Genomic DNA, 18334 nt, shown 5'->3' with positions numbered 1-18334 from the left:
CGGTGCAGCGCCACACCACAGCGAAAAAGCCGGTCACGGTGCAGCGCCAAACCACAGCGAAAAAGCCGGTTACGGTGCAGCGCCAAACCACAACCAAAAAAACAACCACCCCTCGTCGTGAAGTGGTACGTACAACCACCACCAAACAACGTAGCGCTCCGGCTACAGTGAAAAAACGTCAGGTGGTGCAGCAACAACAAAAACGGTCTAAAGGAAAAAATCGCGACCACAACTAAAATACGTTGTGTTCAGTTAGTCGAAAATACACGAAAAGGGGCATGAGCCCCTTTAGTATTCGACTACCAGTTGTCCTTTTTCTACCCACATACGGCTAGGAACACGGTTGCCAATGAACGAGAGATCCAGTTGCTTAAAGTCCAATAACAAAATAACCGGTGCCGACTGACCTTTCAGCTGCGCAACCCACTCGGCTATTTTTTCTTCCTCAATCTGATTACTGTCATGCACGGTAAAGTCGTCTAACTGAGGGCGCATAATCTGTAGTTCACCAGTGGTGCCGTTATAATGTACTTCGCCGCTGAGTTCAGCCGAAGCACTGAGCATCGCATCCCCCTCATTGCCTTTAATATCCACATTTATCGCGATGATATTGTCTGCGGCCAATGTCACATAGGGATTAGAAAAGATAACCTGGCTTCCTTGGTAGTACTGAGTCTGGGGAAACGCCATACCAATCACCTGATTTAAATCTTGTTGCGACAGCCTGAGGGTAAAAGCCTGAGTGCTTGTACTAACAACTAAAAAAAAGCAGAAAACTAGCCCAATGTTTTTAAAATGCGATTTCATAACGCCTCAACTTTGATTGTATGACAGCACCTTAGCACAGCAAATATAACGGGCAAGGTGTTGCTCGTGGTGAAAAAACGCGAAAGCAGGTGGTTTGTCGCTCAACTTGCTTAAAATAAAAAATATGTTATTTTGAAAACATAATAATAAATTAATATAACTTAGAGTGTTTAAATTCTAACGGGTTTGGGGCGACGCTCTCCAAAAGCACGGTTAAGGGGAAGCAAAGGCATGTTGTATCCTTGGGTAAAAGACGGACACAAAATTTTTCGCATCGTACTCTCCATTCAGTGGGTACTATCACTGGCTATTGGGTTTTATACTAATGACATTATGCCAGCACTTCTCTTTGGCATACCCATGGTGGCACTCCCTCTATTTCTTAGTTATACCCAACCCGCAGCAGTGGTCAGCCGCATTGCCATTGGCATTGGCGTACAACTACTTACCGCGCTGCATATTCACCAGGCATTTGGCCTCATCGAAGTCCATTTTCAGATCTTCGTAATGCTGGCGTTTTTGGTGGTATTTAGAGACTGGCGAGTCATTGCGGTGGCCACCCTAGTGGTGGCGATACACCATATTGGATTTTTTATTCTCCAAACCCAAGGCGCTAATATATTTGTCTTTGAAGACGGACATTTAACCTTTTATATTCTTGTATTACATGCCCTATTCGCCATCACCGAATGCCTAGTCTTAATGTATGTCGCTAAACGCTCGCTGGAAGAAGGTACCAATGCTTACGCCCTAAGCAACACGGTAGAGCAAGTTTTACGCCAGCAAGACAGTATCGATTTATCCGTCAACGTGCCTTCTGTCACTACAGGTACTAGGCAATTTGCTGACTTATTAGCGCAAATGAAAGCACTGGTAGGCCATACCCGAACCCTGACAAACGATGTGTATTCGGCCAGCGATGTCATTAAAACCGCTATGTCCGAACTGAGTCACACCAGCGTGAAAAGTGCCGATGAGGTCGCCAGTGTGTCTTCCGCATCTGAGCAAATTGCCGTTTCCATGCAAATGACCAGCGAGCGAACCCACTTGGCCAGCGACATCACCCGTAACGCCAGCGACCTCACGATAAAATCCAGACAAGCTTTAGATTCGTCAGCCTCGTCGGTCTCGTCATTGAAAGCCTTGCTTAGTGAGGCCGAAAAAACCAATTCAGAGCTCAATGAACGGTGTAACAATATCTCTGATGCAATGCGCTCAATCACCGCTGTGGCGGATCAGACCAACCTCTTGGCATTGAACGCTGCCATCGAGTCAGCTCGAGCCGGAGAGCACGGTCGAGGGTTTGCCGTCGTTGCCGATGAAGTACGTACTCTGGCGATTCGCTCCAAAGAAAGCGCCGATGAGATTTCTTTTGTAACAGAACAATTGGTCACTAGTACCGCCAGTTCAGTACAGCAAATGCAAGCTTGCATAGAATTGGTGGATCAAGCGGTTAATGATTCTTCACAAGCCGGTAGCACCATGTCTGAAATTGAAAGTCAGATGAATACCGCTTCAGAGCATATGACAGAGGTGGCCGCCGCCGCAGAAGAGCAAGAAGTCGCTTCTCAGTCTATTGCCGAAAGTACAGCTAAACTGCATGAACTCGCGCAGGACGAAGCGGCCACCGCCGTGCGGTTGGAAGAACAAGTGGTACAACTTGCTACATTGTGCAGCCACATGCAGGCCGCGGTTAAAAAATTCGTCATTTAATGACAGGTAAAAAAAGCTGGGCGCTTCTGGTTATTTGGGGATGCGCCCTGATGAGTGGACTTTTGTTATACGGTAATAACAAAATTATCCCTTTTGACCCCCAATTTAGCCTTAACAGTGCGGCAGCGAAAGACGGTTTTGACGAACAATTTGCTCGCCGTTTAATACAAGCTGGAATTAAGCCCGGCAGTCTTGTGCACTTAGAAACCCACGCCCCTTGTTATTGCAATACACTGAGTCATATTCACCAACAGGTGCTTGTTCAGTTACTGGAAAAAAACCACTACCAGCTTGTTAAGCTTAATATCCATGAGGTGCCAGATCTTATGCCTTGGGTGCCTAGCTTTCCTGCGTTAGCTGTACTCGATATGGAAGGTAAACTACGCTATTTAGGCCCCTACGCCACAGGAATTGGCTGTTTTACCGGTGACGATTTGGTTAATGATATTGCCGATATAGTAAAACAGCCCGCACCGTTAGGAGCGATAATCAATAGTGAAGCGCAAGGGTGTTACTGCCCCAGTTAAATTGCTTGTTACGCCCCGCCGGTCTCTTGGCTGTCACCTTGTAAACCTTTGATATGTGCCACCACGCTGCGAGCCAGAGCGCTATGGTTGTAACCGCCTTCCAACGTGCTGACAATTCGACCATGGCAACAGCTATCAGCCACATTACGCAATTGGGCAGAAATCCATTTGTAGTCGTCTTCTTTTAGCCGTAAGTGACCCATATGGTCTTCAGCATGACCATCAAAGCCAGCAGAAATTAAAATTAACTCTGGCGCATAGTTTTTCAAAACGGCAAACCAATGGCTGACTTTTTCCCGAAAGGCCTCACCGGTGGCGCCGGCATCGAGGGGAACCCCTAAAATATTACTTGCAGAAACTGGGGCTCCGGTGTGCGGGTAAAAGGGATGCTGAAAGGATGAACACAACATGATCTGTTTATCACCTGCGACAATATTTTCCGTTCCGTTACCGTGGTGCACATCAAAATCCACAATGGCCACGCGGCTAAGCGAATGGTGTTTTAACGCATATCGGGCCGCGACCACCACGTTATTAAACAAACAAAAACCCATTGCTGAGGCATATTCGGCATGATGACCAGGGGGGCGAACGGCACAAAAGCCCTGCCTGTCTTCTCCCGCCATCACCCAATCAACCGCTTCCACCCCAGCCCCAGCAGATTGTAATGCCGCGCTTAAGGTAATGGGTGTCATCCCGGTGTCATCATCCACCCAAATTAAACCCGACTTAGGCGCTTGCTCAAAAATACCATCGACATAATACGGATCGTGGGCCAGTGCGAGGTATTCCCGAGGACAAGGGCCCACATCCTGATGTTCACAGGTCATTTCTAACCCTGATGACAACAGTTGATCATCGATGGCATACAGTCGATCTGGGCATTCAGGGTGCTGATGCCCCACATCATGGTTGAGGCAATCTTTACCTCTAAATATGCGCACTGTCACTGTGCGTCCTCCAGTTTTAGTTCCAGCTCTACTTCGCTGGGATCACTGTAGGCCATTCGCTTGAACTTCGCATTTTCAAAGATGGCGATCATGGGCTTATTTTCCGCTCGTACATAGGCCAGCATTCTGCGCATTTTTCGCTTTTTGGCTATGTCGATAAGACGGCCGAGCAACAATTTAGCCATGCCTTTTCCTTGTTGGTTCTCTCGGGTAACAAACGCCGCTTCGCAGGAGTTATCCTCAGGATTAAAATAGAAACGTCCCACCGCATGAATGGTTATCCGAGAGCCCTCCTGACGAACAATACACAATGCCGCATCGCTGCGCTGATCCACACTCACCAAATTACACGACTTCTCCCGAGACATCTGTTTGGGATCATGGTTATACCGTAAGCGCAGGGTTTCTTTGGTATGGGAATAAAAGAATTCTTGCAAGCGTCGCTCATCTGCGGGGTTTAATGGCCGTAGATAATACGTATCTCCCTGAATAACTAGTTTTTGCAGCTGAATAGCGCCTAATTCGGGGATATCAGTGGGGTACTTCTCTTGGTAGTGAGGCACCCAATAATTTTTTCTAACCTCTTCCAATAATTGGCCACGGAATTTAGGATGGGCAACGCGAATCAGTTCCATGGCTCGTTCACGAATGCTTTTGCCCCGTAACGACGCCACACCGTATTCGGTGACCACGTAATGCACGTTACCGCGACTGGTCACCACCCCTGCCCCTTCGGTAATACAGGGTTTGATACGGGAAACCGTTTCATTTTGGGCAGTGGAAGGTAGGGCAATTATGGGTTTCCCGCCTTTGCTAATTGACGCCCCACTCACAAAATCCACCTGTCCGCCAATCCCACTGTAAAAATCGTATCCGAGTGAATCTGCGACCACCTGGCCGGTAAGATCCACCTCTAACGCACTGTTAATGGCCACCATTTTGTCGTTTTTTGCAATATTGGTCGGTTTATTCACATAACTGCTAGGATAAAACTCGATGTGAGGGTTGTTATCAATGTAGTCGTACAAACGCTTCGAACCAATAGCAAAGCTAGTCACGATCTTGCCAGGGTGAAAGGTTTTTTTACGATTGCTGATGGCCCCAGACTCAATCACCTCAATAATGCTGTCAGTCAACATTTCGCTGTGGATACCGAGATCTTTGTGATGCATTAAATACTTGAGTGTAGCGCTGGGAATTTTTCCAATGCCAAATTGCAGCGTGGAGCCATCCTCCACCAGCATGGCGACATACTGGCCAATCCGTTCAGCGATACTATCCATCGGAGGCGGAGGCACTTCTACTAAGGGTTCATTGACCTGAATGCAGGCGCTAAATTCACTAATATGCACATAAGAATGCCCCGACGTTCGCGGCACGTATTCATTCACTTGGGCAATAACGGTGTTGGCATGACGCACCGCTGACATACAAATATCCACCGACGCCCCCAATGAACAGTAGCCATGTTCATCTGGCGGACTGACATTCACTAACACCGCATCAAGGGGCAGTGTGCCGTCACTAAATAAGCTGGATATTTCGGATAAAAAAACGGGTGTGTAATCGGCGCGGCCTTCATCCACGGCCTTGCGAACAACTTCGCCACCAATAAAAAAGGTATTTACTTTAAATAGTTGCCGGTACTTTTCCTGTGCCCAGCGGGTATCGCCGAGGGCCAGCATATGTACCATTTCAAGATCGCTAATACCGGCACTGTGGTCAATTAAATCTTGAATTAGCGCATAGGGTACCGATGCATTTCCACCGACAAACACTCGGCAACCCGATTTGATTAGCTGATTCCAGACCGGCTTAGGAGGCAAAACAACGGCCATACGCGTTCTCCACGTGTTCACTATTATCATTTACATTGCATCTTGCCATATTCTGGCACAAGTTCATTGATCGCCGTTAATAAACCGACCAAAGTCGGATAACAAACTTACCAATACCGCAACGAATTACAATGTGGTGACGCGCTAGCCGTGCTCATTCTTGCTTTATGTTAGGGTGAACAACCAAGGCTCTTGTTGCTGTAAATCTGCCTCAAACCCTGTGATTTTATCCCGCTGCATAAGTGTTACCGAGATATCATCCCGCCCCAATAACAGGTTTTGTCGACGCGCGTCATCTAGCTCGAAATTACATTGAAGATCGTACTCGTCATGAAGGGTTAGCGACTCAAGATCCACATGTAATTTATAGTCGGGGTAGATATCTACCTGACTAAATAACTTATCGATGATCTCATTGGGTAAAGCCAGCGGTAAAATGCCATTTTTAAAGCAATTGTTATAAAAAATATCGGCAAAACTAGGCGCCAGCACAACCTGAATACCGTAATCCCGCAACGCCCATACCGCATGCTCTCGACTAGAGCCACAACCAAAGTTTTCCCGAGCCACCAATACTGAGGCCCCCTTGTATTGGGGCTGATTTAAAATAAAGTCAGGGTTTAAACGCCGACTTGCAGGATCCGTTCTTACGTCTCCACTATCGAGGTAGCGTAAATCGTCAAACAACCAATCGCCGTAACCAAACTTGCTAATGGATTTCAGGTACTGTTTGGGCAAGATAGCATCGGTATCTACGTTAGCACGGTCGAAGGGCAGCATTTTACCCGAGTGTGAAATAAAGGGTTTCATGGCTACAAACTCTCCTTGCTAATATCAACAAAATGACCGGCAGTGGCAGCCGCCGCGGCCATTGCGGGGCTCACTAAGTGAGTGCGCCCGCCGCTACCTTGGCGACTTTCAAAATTACGGTTTGAGGTAGACGCGCAGTGCTCTTTTGCCATCAGACGGTCGGCATTCATGGCTAAACACATTGAACAACCTGGCTCCCGCCATTCAAAGCCCGCCGCCAGTATGATTTTATCTAACCCTTCAGCTTCGGCTTGCTCTTTAACCAAGCCCGAGCCTGGCACCACTAAAGCCTGTTTTACGCTAGCGGCGACTTTTTTGCCCTTTACCACCTGCGCCACAGCGCGAATATCTTCGATGCGCGAATTAGTACACGAGCCCACAAACACACGGTCTAGCTGAATATCGGTCATCGCTTGGCCTGGAGTTAAGCCCATATAATTAAGTGCTTTTGTATAGTCTTTGGTTTTGCCTTCAAACTGGGGTTGCTGGGGGTCTGGAACGGTGTCATCCACCGCCACCACCATTTCTGGTGACGTCCCCCAGCTAACCTGAGGGCGAATATCCGTCGCATCATAACGATATATCTGGTCAAAATACGCGCCGTCGTCAGAATGCAAGTCTTGCCACTGCAACATTGCCTGCTGCCATTGCTCGCCTTTAGGGGCATAGGGGCGACCCTGCACATAATCGGCGGTGGTTTGATCAAAGGCTACTAGCCCTGCCCGAGCACCGGCCTCAATGGCCATGTTACACAAGGTCATACGTCCTTCCATACTCAAGCCGGTGATGGCGCTGCCAGCAAATTCGATGGTGCAGCCGGTACCGGCTGCGGTGCCTATCTGGCCTATTACGTATAGCACGATGTCTTTAGCGGTAACGCCCAATCCGAGTTCACCATTCACCTCAATTAGCATGTTCTTGGCTTTGCGTTGGATCAGCGTTTGCGTAGCCAGTACATGCTCTACCTCGCTGGTGCCAATACCTACACCTAACGCGGCAAAAGCACCGTGGGTGGCAGTGTGAGAATCGCCACAAACCACAGTCATGCCAGGCAAGGTTAAGCCTTGCTCGGGGGCAATAACGTGCACAATGCCCTGGCGGGTATCATTTAGGGCAAACTGTTTTACCCCAAAGTGATGACAGTTGTCGTCTAGGGTTTGTACCTGAATGCGGGATACATCGTCTTCGATACCGGCAATGCCCAAATCCCGGTCGGTGGTGGGTACGTTGTGATCAGGGGTAGCAATCACTGAGCTGCGACGCCAGGGTTCGCGCTTGGCCACTTTAAGACCTTCAAAAGCTTGGGCCGACGAAACTTCGTGCACGATGTGACGGTCGATGTAGATCAGTGCCATACCGTCTTCGTATTGGTGAACACAACGCCGTGCCCACAACTTATCGTAAAGGGTTTTAGGTGCGTTAATTGGTATTTTGGCTGCAGACATAATTTAAGTCTCCGGCACAGTACAGACTGTGCATATAGAAAATGACGTTTGGGCATTGACAAGATCGCCGGCAATTTGCCGGCGATTTATACAGTGAAAAACCTAGTAAAAGTTAGCTTTCGCTTTTTTGGAACGTTGGTGTCATCGGCGGTTCGATACCCGTCTCAGCCAAACAACGGGCTTTGATTTCTTCGATAGAGCCGCCTTTGTTAAAGGTACTCAATTCGCCGCGGGTGGTGCTAATTTCGGCTCGTAATGCTTCGGTTGCTTGTTTATCGACACTGCCATCAACTATGACCACGCCGTAGGCTTTCGCCCCTTCCACGGTGGCCAATCTACGATTAACATCATCGAGCACTAACTGAGGATCACGCTCAAGAGGGTCGCCCCAGCCACCGCCACCCCAAGTGTTGAAGTGCAACAGATCACCGGCTTTCACCTTGATGTTTTCACACTTAGACGGCAACCAGACTTCTGTGCCATCGGCCCGCGCTAAGCGCTTAGTCCCGCGTAGGCCCGGTTCACCGCCGTTTACGCCCCAAGGCGGCACTAACCAGCGATCGTCATGGATAGCAATTTCACCGTCACACAAGAAGCGATATGCCACCGTTAACCCATTACCGCCACGGTGCTTACCGGCACCACCTGAATCCGGTATGGACTCGTAAGTTTCAATACGCATAGGGAAGTAAGATTCGATAAACTCATTAGGTACATTAGTAAAGCCCGGCCATAAGGAATGGCCATCTGGACCGTCGCCCACAGGTCGTCCAGGAATACCACCAAAGCCAATCTGAAATAATTGGAACCACTTGTTGTCGTCATCATAGCCCGAGTAGAACAAATGGGGAGAATCAGAAAAGCCTGCCGCATTAAGCAGTTGCTCAGGTGCGCCCATACCTAACAAAGCTCCGAGGATATCAAATATCCGTCCAAGGGCATGGGTACGTCCAGACAAGGCTGCAGGGTAGGTAGGTTTAAGCAGTGTTCCTTCAGGAATACGGACATCCACAAGGTCGTAGAAGCCATCGTTAAAGATAATTTGCGGATCCACCACATTAATGGTGAACGAACCAAAGAACATCTTGAACATTTCTTCGTTAAGGAAGAAGTTAACCGAACTTTGGGCTTGGGGATCAGTGCCGTCGAAGTCAAAAATCACCTTTTCGCCTTCCCGCCACATCTTACAATTAATTTTGTAAGGTCCCATGCCTTTACCGTCATCACACAGGTAATCGGAAAATTCACGGGGCTCTTCAGGGATGAACATCTTGATGATTTCACCCATGGCCATTTTGTTACGCTCAAGCATAATTTGCATGGTGGAATCGAACACGTCATCACCAAAGCGCTCAGCCAATTCGTAACAACGTTTTGCTGCGGTATTACAAGCCGCCACTAAAGCATTTAAATCAAAGCGGTTCCATTCAGGTGTGCGCACGTTGTGCAAGATCATCTCCAGAATTTCTTCTTGCAGCACCCCTTGCTTGTACAACTTCGTTGGCGGAATTCTTACCCCTTCTTGGAAGATGGTACTTGCTTCGATAGGCATGGAGCCCGGCACCATACCACCGTTATCAGACATGTGTCCGAACATAGCCGCCCACGCGATGTGTCGCCCCCCTTTAAATACCGGCACCAGTACTAGCCAGTCGTTCAGGTGAGACACAGCGCCATTACACATATAAGGGTCGTTGGTAAGAATGATGTCACCTTCTTCCAATTTACCTTCATACATACTGGTAAAACCGGTGATAAAGGAGCCCATTTGGCCTACCACCATCTTGCCCTCGCGGTTGGCAATCAACGGAAAGCAATCGCCCTGTTCACGAATACCCGGCGACATGGCGGTTCTAAACAACACCGCATCCATTTCTTCACGGGCATTACGTAAAGCATTTTCGATAATATCAACGGTAACGCCGTCTACATCAACCCGTTTTAGCGGGGTTGCATTGGTTTCTATAATTTGTGCACTCATTGTTGTACCCCCACTATTTACACGGATTGATTAAAAGGTTTCCAACGCTATCAATGTTGGCTTCATACCCTGGTAACACCACGGTGGTTGAATCCATTTCACTGACAATGGCCGGACCTGGAACAACTAACTTAGTGTGTAATTTGCTGCGTTCGTAAATAGCCCCTTCATGCCACGCACCGTCGTAATAAAAACGGGTATCTTGTACTTTACAGTCAGCCAGCGACAACGTTGCTTCGCCGAGGCGACGTTCGGCAATAGAGCCCGACTTCGCTTTAACTACGGCACGGATCATTAAGATTTCGTGGCCATTGCCCAACTTAAAGGTAAACAGCTTTTCGTGTTCGTTGTCGAAGGGGTCGGTGAGTACCGCTAAACCGCGCTCTTCTAGTTCATCGGTGGTAAATTCAACGCTAATTTCAAAGGCTTGTCCGGCGTAACGAAGATCCGCTTGATATTCAACAATCAAGTCAGCTTGGGCAATGCCATCGGCTATCAAAGATTCTGACGCCTTAGCCGTAAGTTCGTTGAGATCCTTAAGCAGCATCTGTGTAGTGGTATCCTGGGCCAAGGTTAAATAAGTACGAGCGGCTTCATCCTGTACCTGTGTGGTGGCATCGCCATAGGCACACAGTACTCCAGGCCCCGGCGGTACTATCACCGGCCAAGCTTCAGTAAGAATACCCAGCGCATTGGCATGCAAGGGGCCGGCACCGCCAAAACCCACTAAAGCAAAATCCCGAGGGTCATAACCTTGCTCAACGGATACTAGGCGCAAGGCACCAAACATGGCTTCGTTGGCAATTTTGATGATCCCTTCAGCGGCTTCCATCACATCGATGCCCATGCCGTCAGCCACTTTAGTAACGGCGGTAACCGCTGCCTCACGGTCGATAGCCATGGCGCCACCAAGCTGCACATCCGAAGGTAAGTAGCCCAATACGACGTTGGCATCACAAACGGTAGGTTCGGTGCCGCCTTTCATATACGCCGCCGGACCAGGCACTGCGCCCGCAGACTCTGGGCCTACCCGCAATGCTTTGGTTAATTCAGGAACAAAGGCAATAGAACCACCACCCGCACCCACGGTACGCACATCCACTGACGGCGCTCTAACGCGCACATCGCCCACAATAGTTTCCCGGCGGACTTTGGCTTTGGAGTTTTGAATCAGTGCCACGTCTGTGGACGTACCGCCCATATCAAAGGTTAGGATGTTGTCGTATCCCGCGCGGCTACAAAAATAAATGGCACCTGATACCCCACCCGCTGGGCCTGACATTAGCAAGTTAACCGGAGAGTCTGCAGAAGCGCGACCCGAGGCAAGACCGCCATCAGAACGCAAAATAGACAGTTGTACGTCTTCGCCCATGCGATCAACCAAGGCGTTTTGCAAGTTGTGTACATACTTAGACACTTCAGGACGTACGTATGAGTTAACCACTGTGGTTTCAGTGCGCTCATACTCTTGCATTTCTGGCACCACGTCGCAGGAAATGGAGATAGGCACATCAACAAAGATTTCTGAAGCAATTTCCCGTACCCGCTCCTCATGCTCGCCGTTGATATAAGCGTTGATCAAGCAAATCGTTAACGCCTCTACTTCGCCCTTGGCGTGCAGGGCTTTTAAATCTGTCCGCAGGGTGTCTTCATCAATAGAAGTCACCACCTTGCCTTTGGCATCGATGCGCTCAGAAGCACCAATGGTTAGCTCAAGTGGCGCAAGGAGAGGTTTCTTTACAAACGAAACCCAACCGCCCAAACCACCAGGGCAAAAGGAACGTGCCACTTGCAAGGTTTGCTCATACCCTTTGGTGGTAACTAGGCCAACTTTTGCGCCCTTGCCGGTAAGTACCGCATTAGTAGCAACCGTTGTACCGTGCATAACACGTTGAATTTGTTTTGGATCTACGCCCGACTCATCGCAAATACGGGCAACACCGTTAAGTACACCCACCGATGAATCATGGGGTGTAGATGGCACTTTGGCCGTATAGGTTTGTCCGGTTTGTTCATTAATTAGTAGCAAATCTGTAAAGGTACCGCCGACGTCGACGCCCAATCGATAACTCATGTTTATTCCCCTCAATATCTATCCAGGTATGCTGATGCTTACAAGCAAGTGGGAAATTAGCCTATAGGTCTGGTGAAGGCCTGCAATGACATTTGTCAATGCGCATCGTGAATTGCAGATTTATATTGAGTTCTGTCAGCCCGCCACCTGTTTTTGGTCATTAAATAGATGGCATACCCCACATTGCAGTAATAAACATCGAGAAGAGGTGTGAACATGCTTAATTGTTTTCAACAGGCCCAGCACGATATGCTGCCTGATGCGACTCATGATGAAACCTCAAGGCAAGAATTTGCCAAGAGTTTAAAAGGCTTTATTCAAAACGCCCTGTTACCGGGACTAGAACCCATATTTACAAAACGGGTAGCGCCGAAGTTTAAACGGGAACAGGGGCGAGACCCCATGGATCGTAATGATATTCGTAAGGGCATGGTAAAAAATGATTACTTCCAGCTCTACGCCTCCACCACCCGTATTGCTCAGGAGTTATTGTGGGAAGCATCCGCAATGAGTGCAGAGCGGGAACTGCCTCGTTTAATAGAAAAAGCCAAATCATTGTCCGCCTCATCAGAGGCCGATCTGGTACTGCCTGACGGTTTTGAGCCACCTAAATATGTTAGCGCCGTGGATATTCACTGTATGCCAGGGGGTTACTGTACAGAACTGACTGAGGATGATATTGCCGCAGGTTTAATTTATGACCGTGGCGTCTACCTTTACGCCATGGGTTATGCCGGTCCTTACAACGACGATATGGGTCGTTCAGTGTGTAACTACATCACCCGCAACTATGCTAATTTCAAACCCCGTCGAATTTTGGATATGGGCTGTACTGTGGGGCACTCAACGGTGCCGTATAAAGAATACTACCCGGATGCAGAAATCTGGGGCATTGACGTGGGTGGACCGGTTATTCGCTATGCCCACGCTCGCGCTAAAGCCTTAGGACACAACATTAACTTTGCCCAAATGAATGCCGAAGAAACCACATTCGACGATGGCTATTTTGACTTAGTGGTTAGCCACATTATGCTGCACGAAACCAGTGGTAAGGCCATGCCCAAGATCTTCAAAGAGTGTGAGCGGTTACTTGCACCTGGAGGCCTGATGATTCATGCCGATTTACCCCCATTCGATTTAATGGATCCCTTCACCCAGTTCATTTTAGACAATGAGACCTGGTACAACAACGAACCCTTTTGGGGAGCCATGCGAGAACTCGACCAATTAGCCCTTGCACAAGACGCGGGCTTCCCGTCTGGGGACGTAAAATTTGATACCGCGCCTATGGCGGTGATGGAATTTGCCGCTGCCGCCGCAGCCGGCTATACCGAAGACAGTGCCAATGAAGTCGCTGACAGAGACTTTACCGCCGGCGAATTTGCGCCCGGTGGAGGTTGGGAAGTGCTCATTGCCCACAAACCTGTCGCCAAACAAGAGGTCGCATAATGCATACTGATGAACAAAAAATTCATGTTAACCGCCATGCCAAAGGTAAACGTCCCACCTTTAACGAAACCAAAGGTTACGACCAACTCATGTCTATGGTAATGGTGCTGGCCAGCGAATTAAACGTGCTACATGACCGAGTGGATGCCCAAGAGCGGGTAGCAAAAGCCCAAGGCATTGACTTGGCTGCGGGGATCGAACAATTGACCTTAGATGAAGCAGCGCTAGAAGAAAGAGAAGCCTGGCGTCAAGGCTTCATGGCACGCCTATTCTACGTGGCCACCAAAGAAGCCCACGAAGCGTCGATGGGTGAAACCAAAGCCAGTTTCAACAGCACTATTGAAGATATTGCTAAAGGCTAAGCTCTTCACCTGCTCGCCGCTTACCCTTTGGGCCGGTATCATCACCGGCCCATTCGGTAAGATATCATGGGTGCCGTGAATAAGGCTTAAAAGTCCTGCCCCCACACCTTTTGGCTATTGCTGGTCTAGCTTCACCATGACTTTACCCATGGACTGTCCAGAGATAAGGCGCTCGACGCCCTGATAAACCCCTTCTAATCCTTCAAATTGAGGATCATCCATAACCACGTTAAGCTCACCCTTTTCGTACATGCTAAACAGAACATCACGGGCATTCGGCCAGTATTCTGTTAGTAAGCCATTCATAAAGCTACGTACAGACGCGCCCTTGTAATACAGCTTGTGGGCAATACGGGGGCGGGTTACCAATTCAGGCTTACCATCTAGATCTTCGGCCGCGCCGGCTACAATCAAGCGACCATGCACCGCCAAATTGTCTAAGAACGCATCGTGAATTGGGCCACTTACCGTATCAAAAGCAATATCTAGCTTGTCTTTGTAGTGAGTACAAAGGTAATCTCTCACCGACACTTCCCGGTAATTAATCACATCATCTGCGCCCAACTGGCGCGCCAATTCACCTTTTTTATCGCCGCCACAAATAGCAATAACATGACAGCCAAAGGATTTAGCAATTTGAATCAGAAGGTGGCCTAACCCTCCCGCAGCCGCAGAAATAGCCACGGTTTCGCCGGCTTTTATCTGCCCAACTTGGGTCAGTGCAACGTAGGCAGATACCCCCGTCGATGCAAGAACAAGCCAGTGCGGGTTGCCATCTTTCACTTTGATAAAATTGGACGCATCACCGATATTCCATTGCCGGTAACCGGATGGAAAACGGGTGGTCACCACATGGTCGCCCACGGCTAACCCGCTCACCTTATCGCCCACGGCTTCCACCACCCCTAAGGCTTCCACGCCGGTAAGGGTAGGCAGACTCACCTTCACATAATCAACGGCATTTTTGGTAATTTGAGTATCGAAAATACCGTTGATACCACAGTACAAATTACGCACCACCACGTCATTATCCCCGGGACTCGGCAAGGGCTTGGTAACGATTTCAGTGCCAGCTTTAAAGGAATCGGCGAAACGTTGAAGTTCTATAGCTTGATATTGATTTGGCACCATAAATAATCATTCTTCTTATTGATTAAGGCGCAGCCGTTATAACACTGCGCAAACTGTTTTCCATTCCAGATAGTTGTCCAGTGCTTGTTTGCCACTGTCACGACCATATCCAGATTGCTTCATTCCGCCAATAGGTAATGACGGGTCGAACATCAAGGTGGTATTGATCCAAACCGTTCCGGCTTGAAGTTGCTTGGACAGACGGTGAGCCAAGGAAAGATCCTGGGTCCAAACACTGGCCGCCAAGCCATATTCATTGTCGTTACTCCACGCCAGCGCCTCTTCGATGTCATCGTAAGGCTCTGCCACTAACACGGGACCAAACACTTCCTCACAATGTACGGGCATATCGGTGGTGGTGTTAGTGATCACCGTGGGGGCAATGAAGGTGCCATTGGGTCCAAATCGCTTGCCACCCGTGAGTATTTTCGCGCCGTTTTTTTGTGCCGACTGAATATGCTGCTCGATTTTGATGGCCTGTTCTGTGGACACCATGGGCCCCATTTGAGTCGCCTGATCTAAACCATGCCCCAATGTTAGGCTCTCGGCATAGGCGATAATACCGTCTACCACCTCATCGAAAATGGTACGATGAATGTACACTCGGGAATTGGCCACACACACCTGGCCTCCATTAAAGAAGATCCCATTGGCTATCCCTGGGATAGCTTGGGTCAAATCGGCATCAGGTAACACAATAGCCGGCGACTTACCGCCAAGCTCTAAGGTAACACGAGCAAGGTTTTGTTGGCTGGCTTGCACAATGGCCTTACCTGTTTGGGTCGAACCGGTAAAGGCAATTTTATCGATGCCAGGATGGCTGACTAAGCCATTACCTGCCAGCTTCCCTTCGCCGGTGACCACATTCACCACGCCATCGGGTACCCCAGCTTCACTAATCAATTCAGCCAAACGTAACGCCGATAAGGATGTTAACTCGGCGGGTTTGAGTACAATGGTACACCCTGCCGCCATAGCCGGTGCGAGTTTCATTGCCGTCAGAATAAGGGGCGAATTCCAGGGTGTGATAGCGGCGACCACACCAACAGGTTCCCGCAGGGTCCAAGCTTGGACTTGTTTTCCTTCCGGCTGATAATCAATAGACGTATTAATGGTATTGCCTTCTAAGGCCATGACTTGGCCGGCAAAGTAACGAAATTGGGCCGCTACACCGGGAATTTCAGCCCACCGAGCCACAAAGTAGGGCTTGCCCTGATCTAACACTTCAAGTTCGCATAACTCGTCCATATTGGCGTCGATGAGATCCGCCACTTTCAGCAGTAAACCACTACGCGCTAAGGGGGTCATGGAGGACCAAGGCCCGCTTAGCGCTTGGCGAGCGGCAGTCACCGCTGTATCTACGTCCACGTTATTGCCGTTAGCGATAGCCGCAATTTTCTGCCCGGTGGCAGGATCACAGGTGTCCAGATAAGCGTTGGAATTCGGCGCCTGATATCCCCCATTGATATAGTGCTGTTTATTGGGGGTGGTGGCCAGAAGGCTTTTTACAGACCCACTGTTTACCGCGGGTATTGCGCCGTCGTTTAAGATGCTATCAGTCATACGCTGTTATCCTCGCGATAGTTACAGTTGCCCTGGAATATGGGTGCTCTGCTGCGTTAAATACCAATCGGCCACTTCTTCTCGCGTCGGCCACCAAACACCAGGAAGGGTTTTGGCGTATTCGATAAATTCACGAATAGCACGAATGCGATAGGCACGACCGGTAACGTGAGGATGCAGGCCAATGTTCATAATGCGAGCCTGGCTTTCCCCCTCTTTATACAACACATCTAACTCTTCAATCAGAATATCTCGATACTCATCGGTGGTATGGCCGCGCCGGGTGATGATAGTAAAGTCATTGATTTCATTAGAATAGGGCACAGATACAATGGGGCCATTGTCGGTTTTAATCATAAAGGGCTGGTCGTCATTCATGATGTCACAATAAAACTTGTATCCTTCTTTCGCGAGGATAGCCGGGGTATTCAGTGTGCCCCGTAATGAGGACGACAACCACCCCACGGGACGTCTACCAACGTGTTGCTCGAACATAGCAATAGAACGACTAATGACCGCCTGTTCTTTGTCTGGCTCATGGGCAAAGTTGGTCAGCAATTCACCTTGTTCGTAGTTGTGGGTGATTAGCTCCCACCCTCTGTCCAAACAGGCTTTGGTCATGGCGTCGCGACGTTCGAAAGTGACAGCATTGGTGGTACAACTGGCTTTAACACCCAGTTCATCAAAGAGCTCAAAAAGGCGCCAAATACCCACTCGCTGACCATATTCCCGCCACGTAAAATTGGGGTAATCAGGGGTATTGCCTGGCAAGGAACTGGGCAATATATCTGGGCCACCGGCGTAATAAGGTTTATCCGTATCTTTGGTTAAATCCCAGGTTTCCAGATTAAAGGTTAAGATCAGCGCAACGCGCTTATCACCGGGCCATTTAAGTTGGCCCCGCTCGGGCATGGGTACGTAATCATATTGCATACTTAAAATTCCTCTAGTAAACGGCCAAAGCCACTGATTTGATCGCGGATGCCAAAGCTGCGTAGTGCATGCCAGTAGGTCGCGGTATTAATGGCTATCACCGGCTTGGCCAGTTCAGCTTCTAATCGACCAGCGAGTCGAGCCATAGATAAGTTAGTACCCACTTGCAGGATTGCGTCTACGCTGTCGTTGTTAAGTTGGTCAACAACCTTGCGAACTTGGTTGTTCGTGATCTCGGCAATGGCCGTCCAGGTAGGGGCCTGGAAAGGATGGTCTGCAACGGTTTCAAAACCATAATCACTAAGAAAGTTGCTCACTTCGGCATTGGCCACCGGATAATAAGGGGATAAAAATGCCACTTTTTTAATCCCTCCTATGGCTTTAAAGGCTTCTACCACAGAGACCGAGCCAATGGACGACTTCACCCCAGCCACCTCTTCGATGTTTTGTTGCCAGGTTGCCGCACCTTTGGCGCCGCCGTAAAAGGTAACGGCCGACATCCCCATCACCAAATAATCCGGCGCACAGGTCATCACGCCCTTAACGGCCTCAACGGTGCCTTGGTCAATGAGGGTTGTCCCTTTTAGGAACGACGCATTCGATAAGGCTTGGGCATTGTCCACAATGATGCGGCTGTAATGGTTGGTCACCCCTGCCGGGCGCATTTCATCCATTTCCGGTTGTACCGTGGTATTGGTAGAGGGCCCAAGTACCCCAAACTTTGCGCGATAGCCAAGAATATCCGTCATCT

Annotated in this window: 16 protein-coding genes; 6 read left to right on the top strand and 10 right to left on the bottom strand. The window is 49.1% G+C overall.

Annotated elements, in window-relative coordinates:
- A partial coding sequence (locus KO501_RS17645) for a hypothetical protein (protein ID WP_216031008.1) occupies window positions 1-236 on the top strand: 236 nt, incomplete at its 5' end.
- 52 nt (window positions 237-288) lie between these two features.
- On the opposite strand, the gene KO501_RS17640 is transcribed toward KO501_RS17645, so the two are convergent.
- Window positions 289-690, bottom strand: coding sequence for a hypothetical protein (locus tag KO501_RS17640; protein WP_216031007.1), 402 nt, complete (start codon window positions 688-690; stop codon window positions 289-291).
- Between the two features lie 348 nt (window positions 691-1038).
- Here KO501_RS17640 and KO501_RS17635 point away from each other — a divergent pair, with 348 nt between their 5' ends.
- Entirely contained in the window at window positions 1039-2520 is a 1482-nt protein-coding gene (locus tag KO501_RS17635) for a methyl-accepting chemotaxis protein (protein WP_216031006.1), read from the top strand.
- Between the two features lie 50 nt (window positions 2521-2570).
- On the top strand, window positions 2571-3047 hold the full coding sequence (locus KO501_RS17630) for a DUF6436 domain-containing protein (protein WP_216031005.1): 477 nt from the start codon (window positions 2571-2573) through the stop codon (window positions 3045-3047).
- Between the two features lie 8 nt (window positions 3048-3055).
- Here KO501_RS17630 and KO501_RS17625 read toward each other — a convergent pair whose 3' ends face one another.
- The 6 genes from KO501_RS17625 to KO501_RS17600 form a co-directional block, all read right to left on the bottom strand.
- Entirely contained in the window at window positions 3056-3997 is a 942-nt protein-coding gene (locus KO501_RS17625; RefSeq protein ID WP_216031004.1) for a histone deacetylase family protein, read from the bottom strand.
- Entirely contained in the window at window positions 3994-5835 is a 1842-nt protein-coding gene (locus tag KO501_RS17620; protein ID WP_216031003.1) for a bifunctional acetyl-CoA hydrolase/transferase family protein/GNAT family N-acetyltransferase, read from the bottom strand. Before KO501_RS17620 ends, KO501_RS17625 begins: the two co-directional genes overlap by 4 nt.
- A 165-nt stretch (window positions 5836-6000) precedes the next feature.
- Entirely contained in the window at window positions 6001-6645 is a 645-nt protein-coding gene (gene leuD / locus KO501_RS17615) for a 3-isopropylmalate dehydratase small subunit (RefSeq protein ID WP_216031002.1), read from the bottom strand.
- A gap of 2 nt (window positions 6646-6647) precedes the next feature.
- Window positions 6648-8090, bottom strand: a complete 1443-nt coding sequence (gene leuC / locus KO501_RS17610; RefSeq protein WP_216031001.1) for a 3-isopropylmalate dehydratase large subunit — start codon at window positions 8088-8090, stop codon at window positions 6648-6650.
- Window positions 8091-8202: 112 nt separating this feature from the next.
- Entirely contained in the window at window positions 8203-10071 is a 1869-nt protein-coding gene (locus tag KO501_RS17605; protein WP_216031000.1) for a hydantoinase B/oxoprolinase family protein, read from the bottom strand.
- A gap of 13 nt (window positions 10072-10084) precedes the next feature.
- Window positions 10085-12145 (bottom strand): hydantoinase/oxoprolinase family protein, encoded by a 2061-nt coding sequence (locus KO501_RS17600; RefSeq protein WP_216030999.1) that lies wholly within the window; start codon window positions 12143-12145, stop codon window positions 10085-10087.
- 216 nt (window positions 12146-12361) lie between these two features.
- Here KO501_RS17600 and KO501_RS17595 point away from each other — a divergent pair, with 216 nt between their 5' ends.
- Window positions 12362-13594 carry a class I SAM-dependent methyltransferase gene (locus KO501_RS17595; protein WP_216030998.1) on the top strand — a complete coding sequence of 411 codons (1233 nt, stop codon included), beginning with the start codon at window positions 12362-12364 and terminating at the stop codon, window positions 13592-13594.
- A complete protein-coding gene (locus KO501_RS17590; RefSeq protein ID WP_216030997.1) occupies window positions 13594-13956 on the top strand; it encodes a hypothetical protein in 363 nt (120 codons plus the stop codon). Before KO501_RS17595 ends, KO501_RS17590 begins: the two co-directional genes overlap by 1 nt.
- Before the next feature lie 114 nt (window positions 13957-14070).
- Here KO501_RS17590 and KO501_RS17585 read toward each other — a convergent pair whose 3' ends face one another.
- Together KO501_RS17585 and KO501_RS17580 are read right to left on the bottom strand one after the other, a co-directional pair.
- On the bottom strand, window positions 14071-15087 hold the full coding sequence (locus KO501_RS17585) for a zinc-binding dehydrogenase (RefSeq protein ID WP_216030996.1): 1017 nt from the start codon (window positions 15085-15087) through the stop codon (window positions 14071-14073).
- 36 nt (window positions 15088-15123) lie between these two features.
- Entirely contained in the window at window positions 15124-16650 is a 1527-nt protein-coding gene (locus KO501_RS17580) for an aldehyde dehydrogenase family protein (RefSeq protein WP_216030995.1), read from the bottom strand.
- Between the two features lie 60 nt (window positions 16651-16710).
- Here KO501_RS17580 and KO501_RS18620 point away from each other — a divergent pair, with 60 nt between their 5' ends.
- On the top strand, window positions 16711-16884 hold the full coding sequence (locus KO501_RS18620; protein WP_216031132.1) for a DUF4092 domain-containing protein: 174 nt from the start codon (window positions 16711-16713) through the stop codon (window positions 16882-16884).
- A gap of 701 nt (window positions 16885-17585) precedes the next feature.
- On the opposite strand, the gene KO501_RS17570 is transcribed toward KO501_RS18620, so the two are convergent.
- Window positions 17586-18332 (bottom strand): hypothetical protein, encoded by a 747-nt coding sequence (locus KO501_RS17570; RefSeq protein ID WP_216030994.1) that lies wholly within the window; start codon window positions 18330-18332, stop codon window positions 17586-17588.
- Window positions 18333-18334: the final 2 nt, after the last annotated feature.

The sequence above is a fragment of the Alteromonas sp. C1M14 genome (assembly GCF_018860965.1).
In the GTDB taxonomy this organism is placed as follows: domain Bacteria; phylum Pseudomonadota; class Gammaproteobacteria; order Enterobacterales; family Alteromonadaceae; genus Alteromonas.
Note: the sequence above shows the minus strand (reverse complement) of the source record. Positions and strands in the feature narration are given on the sequence as shown.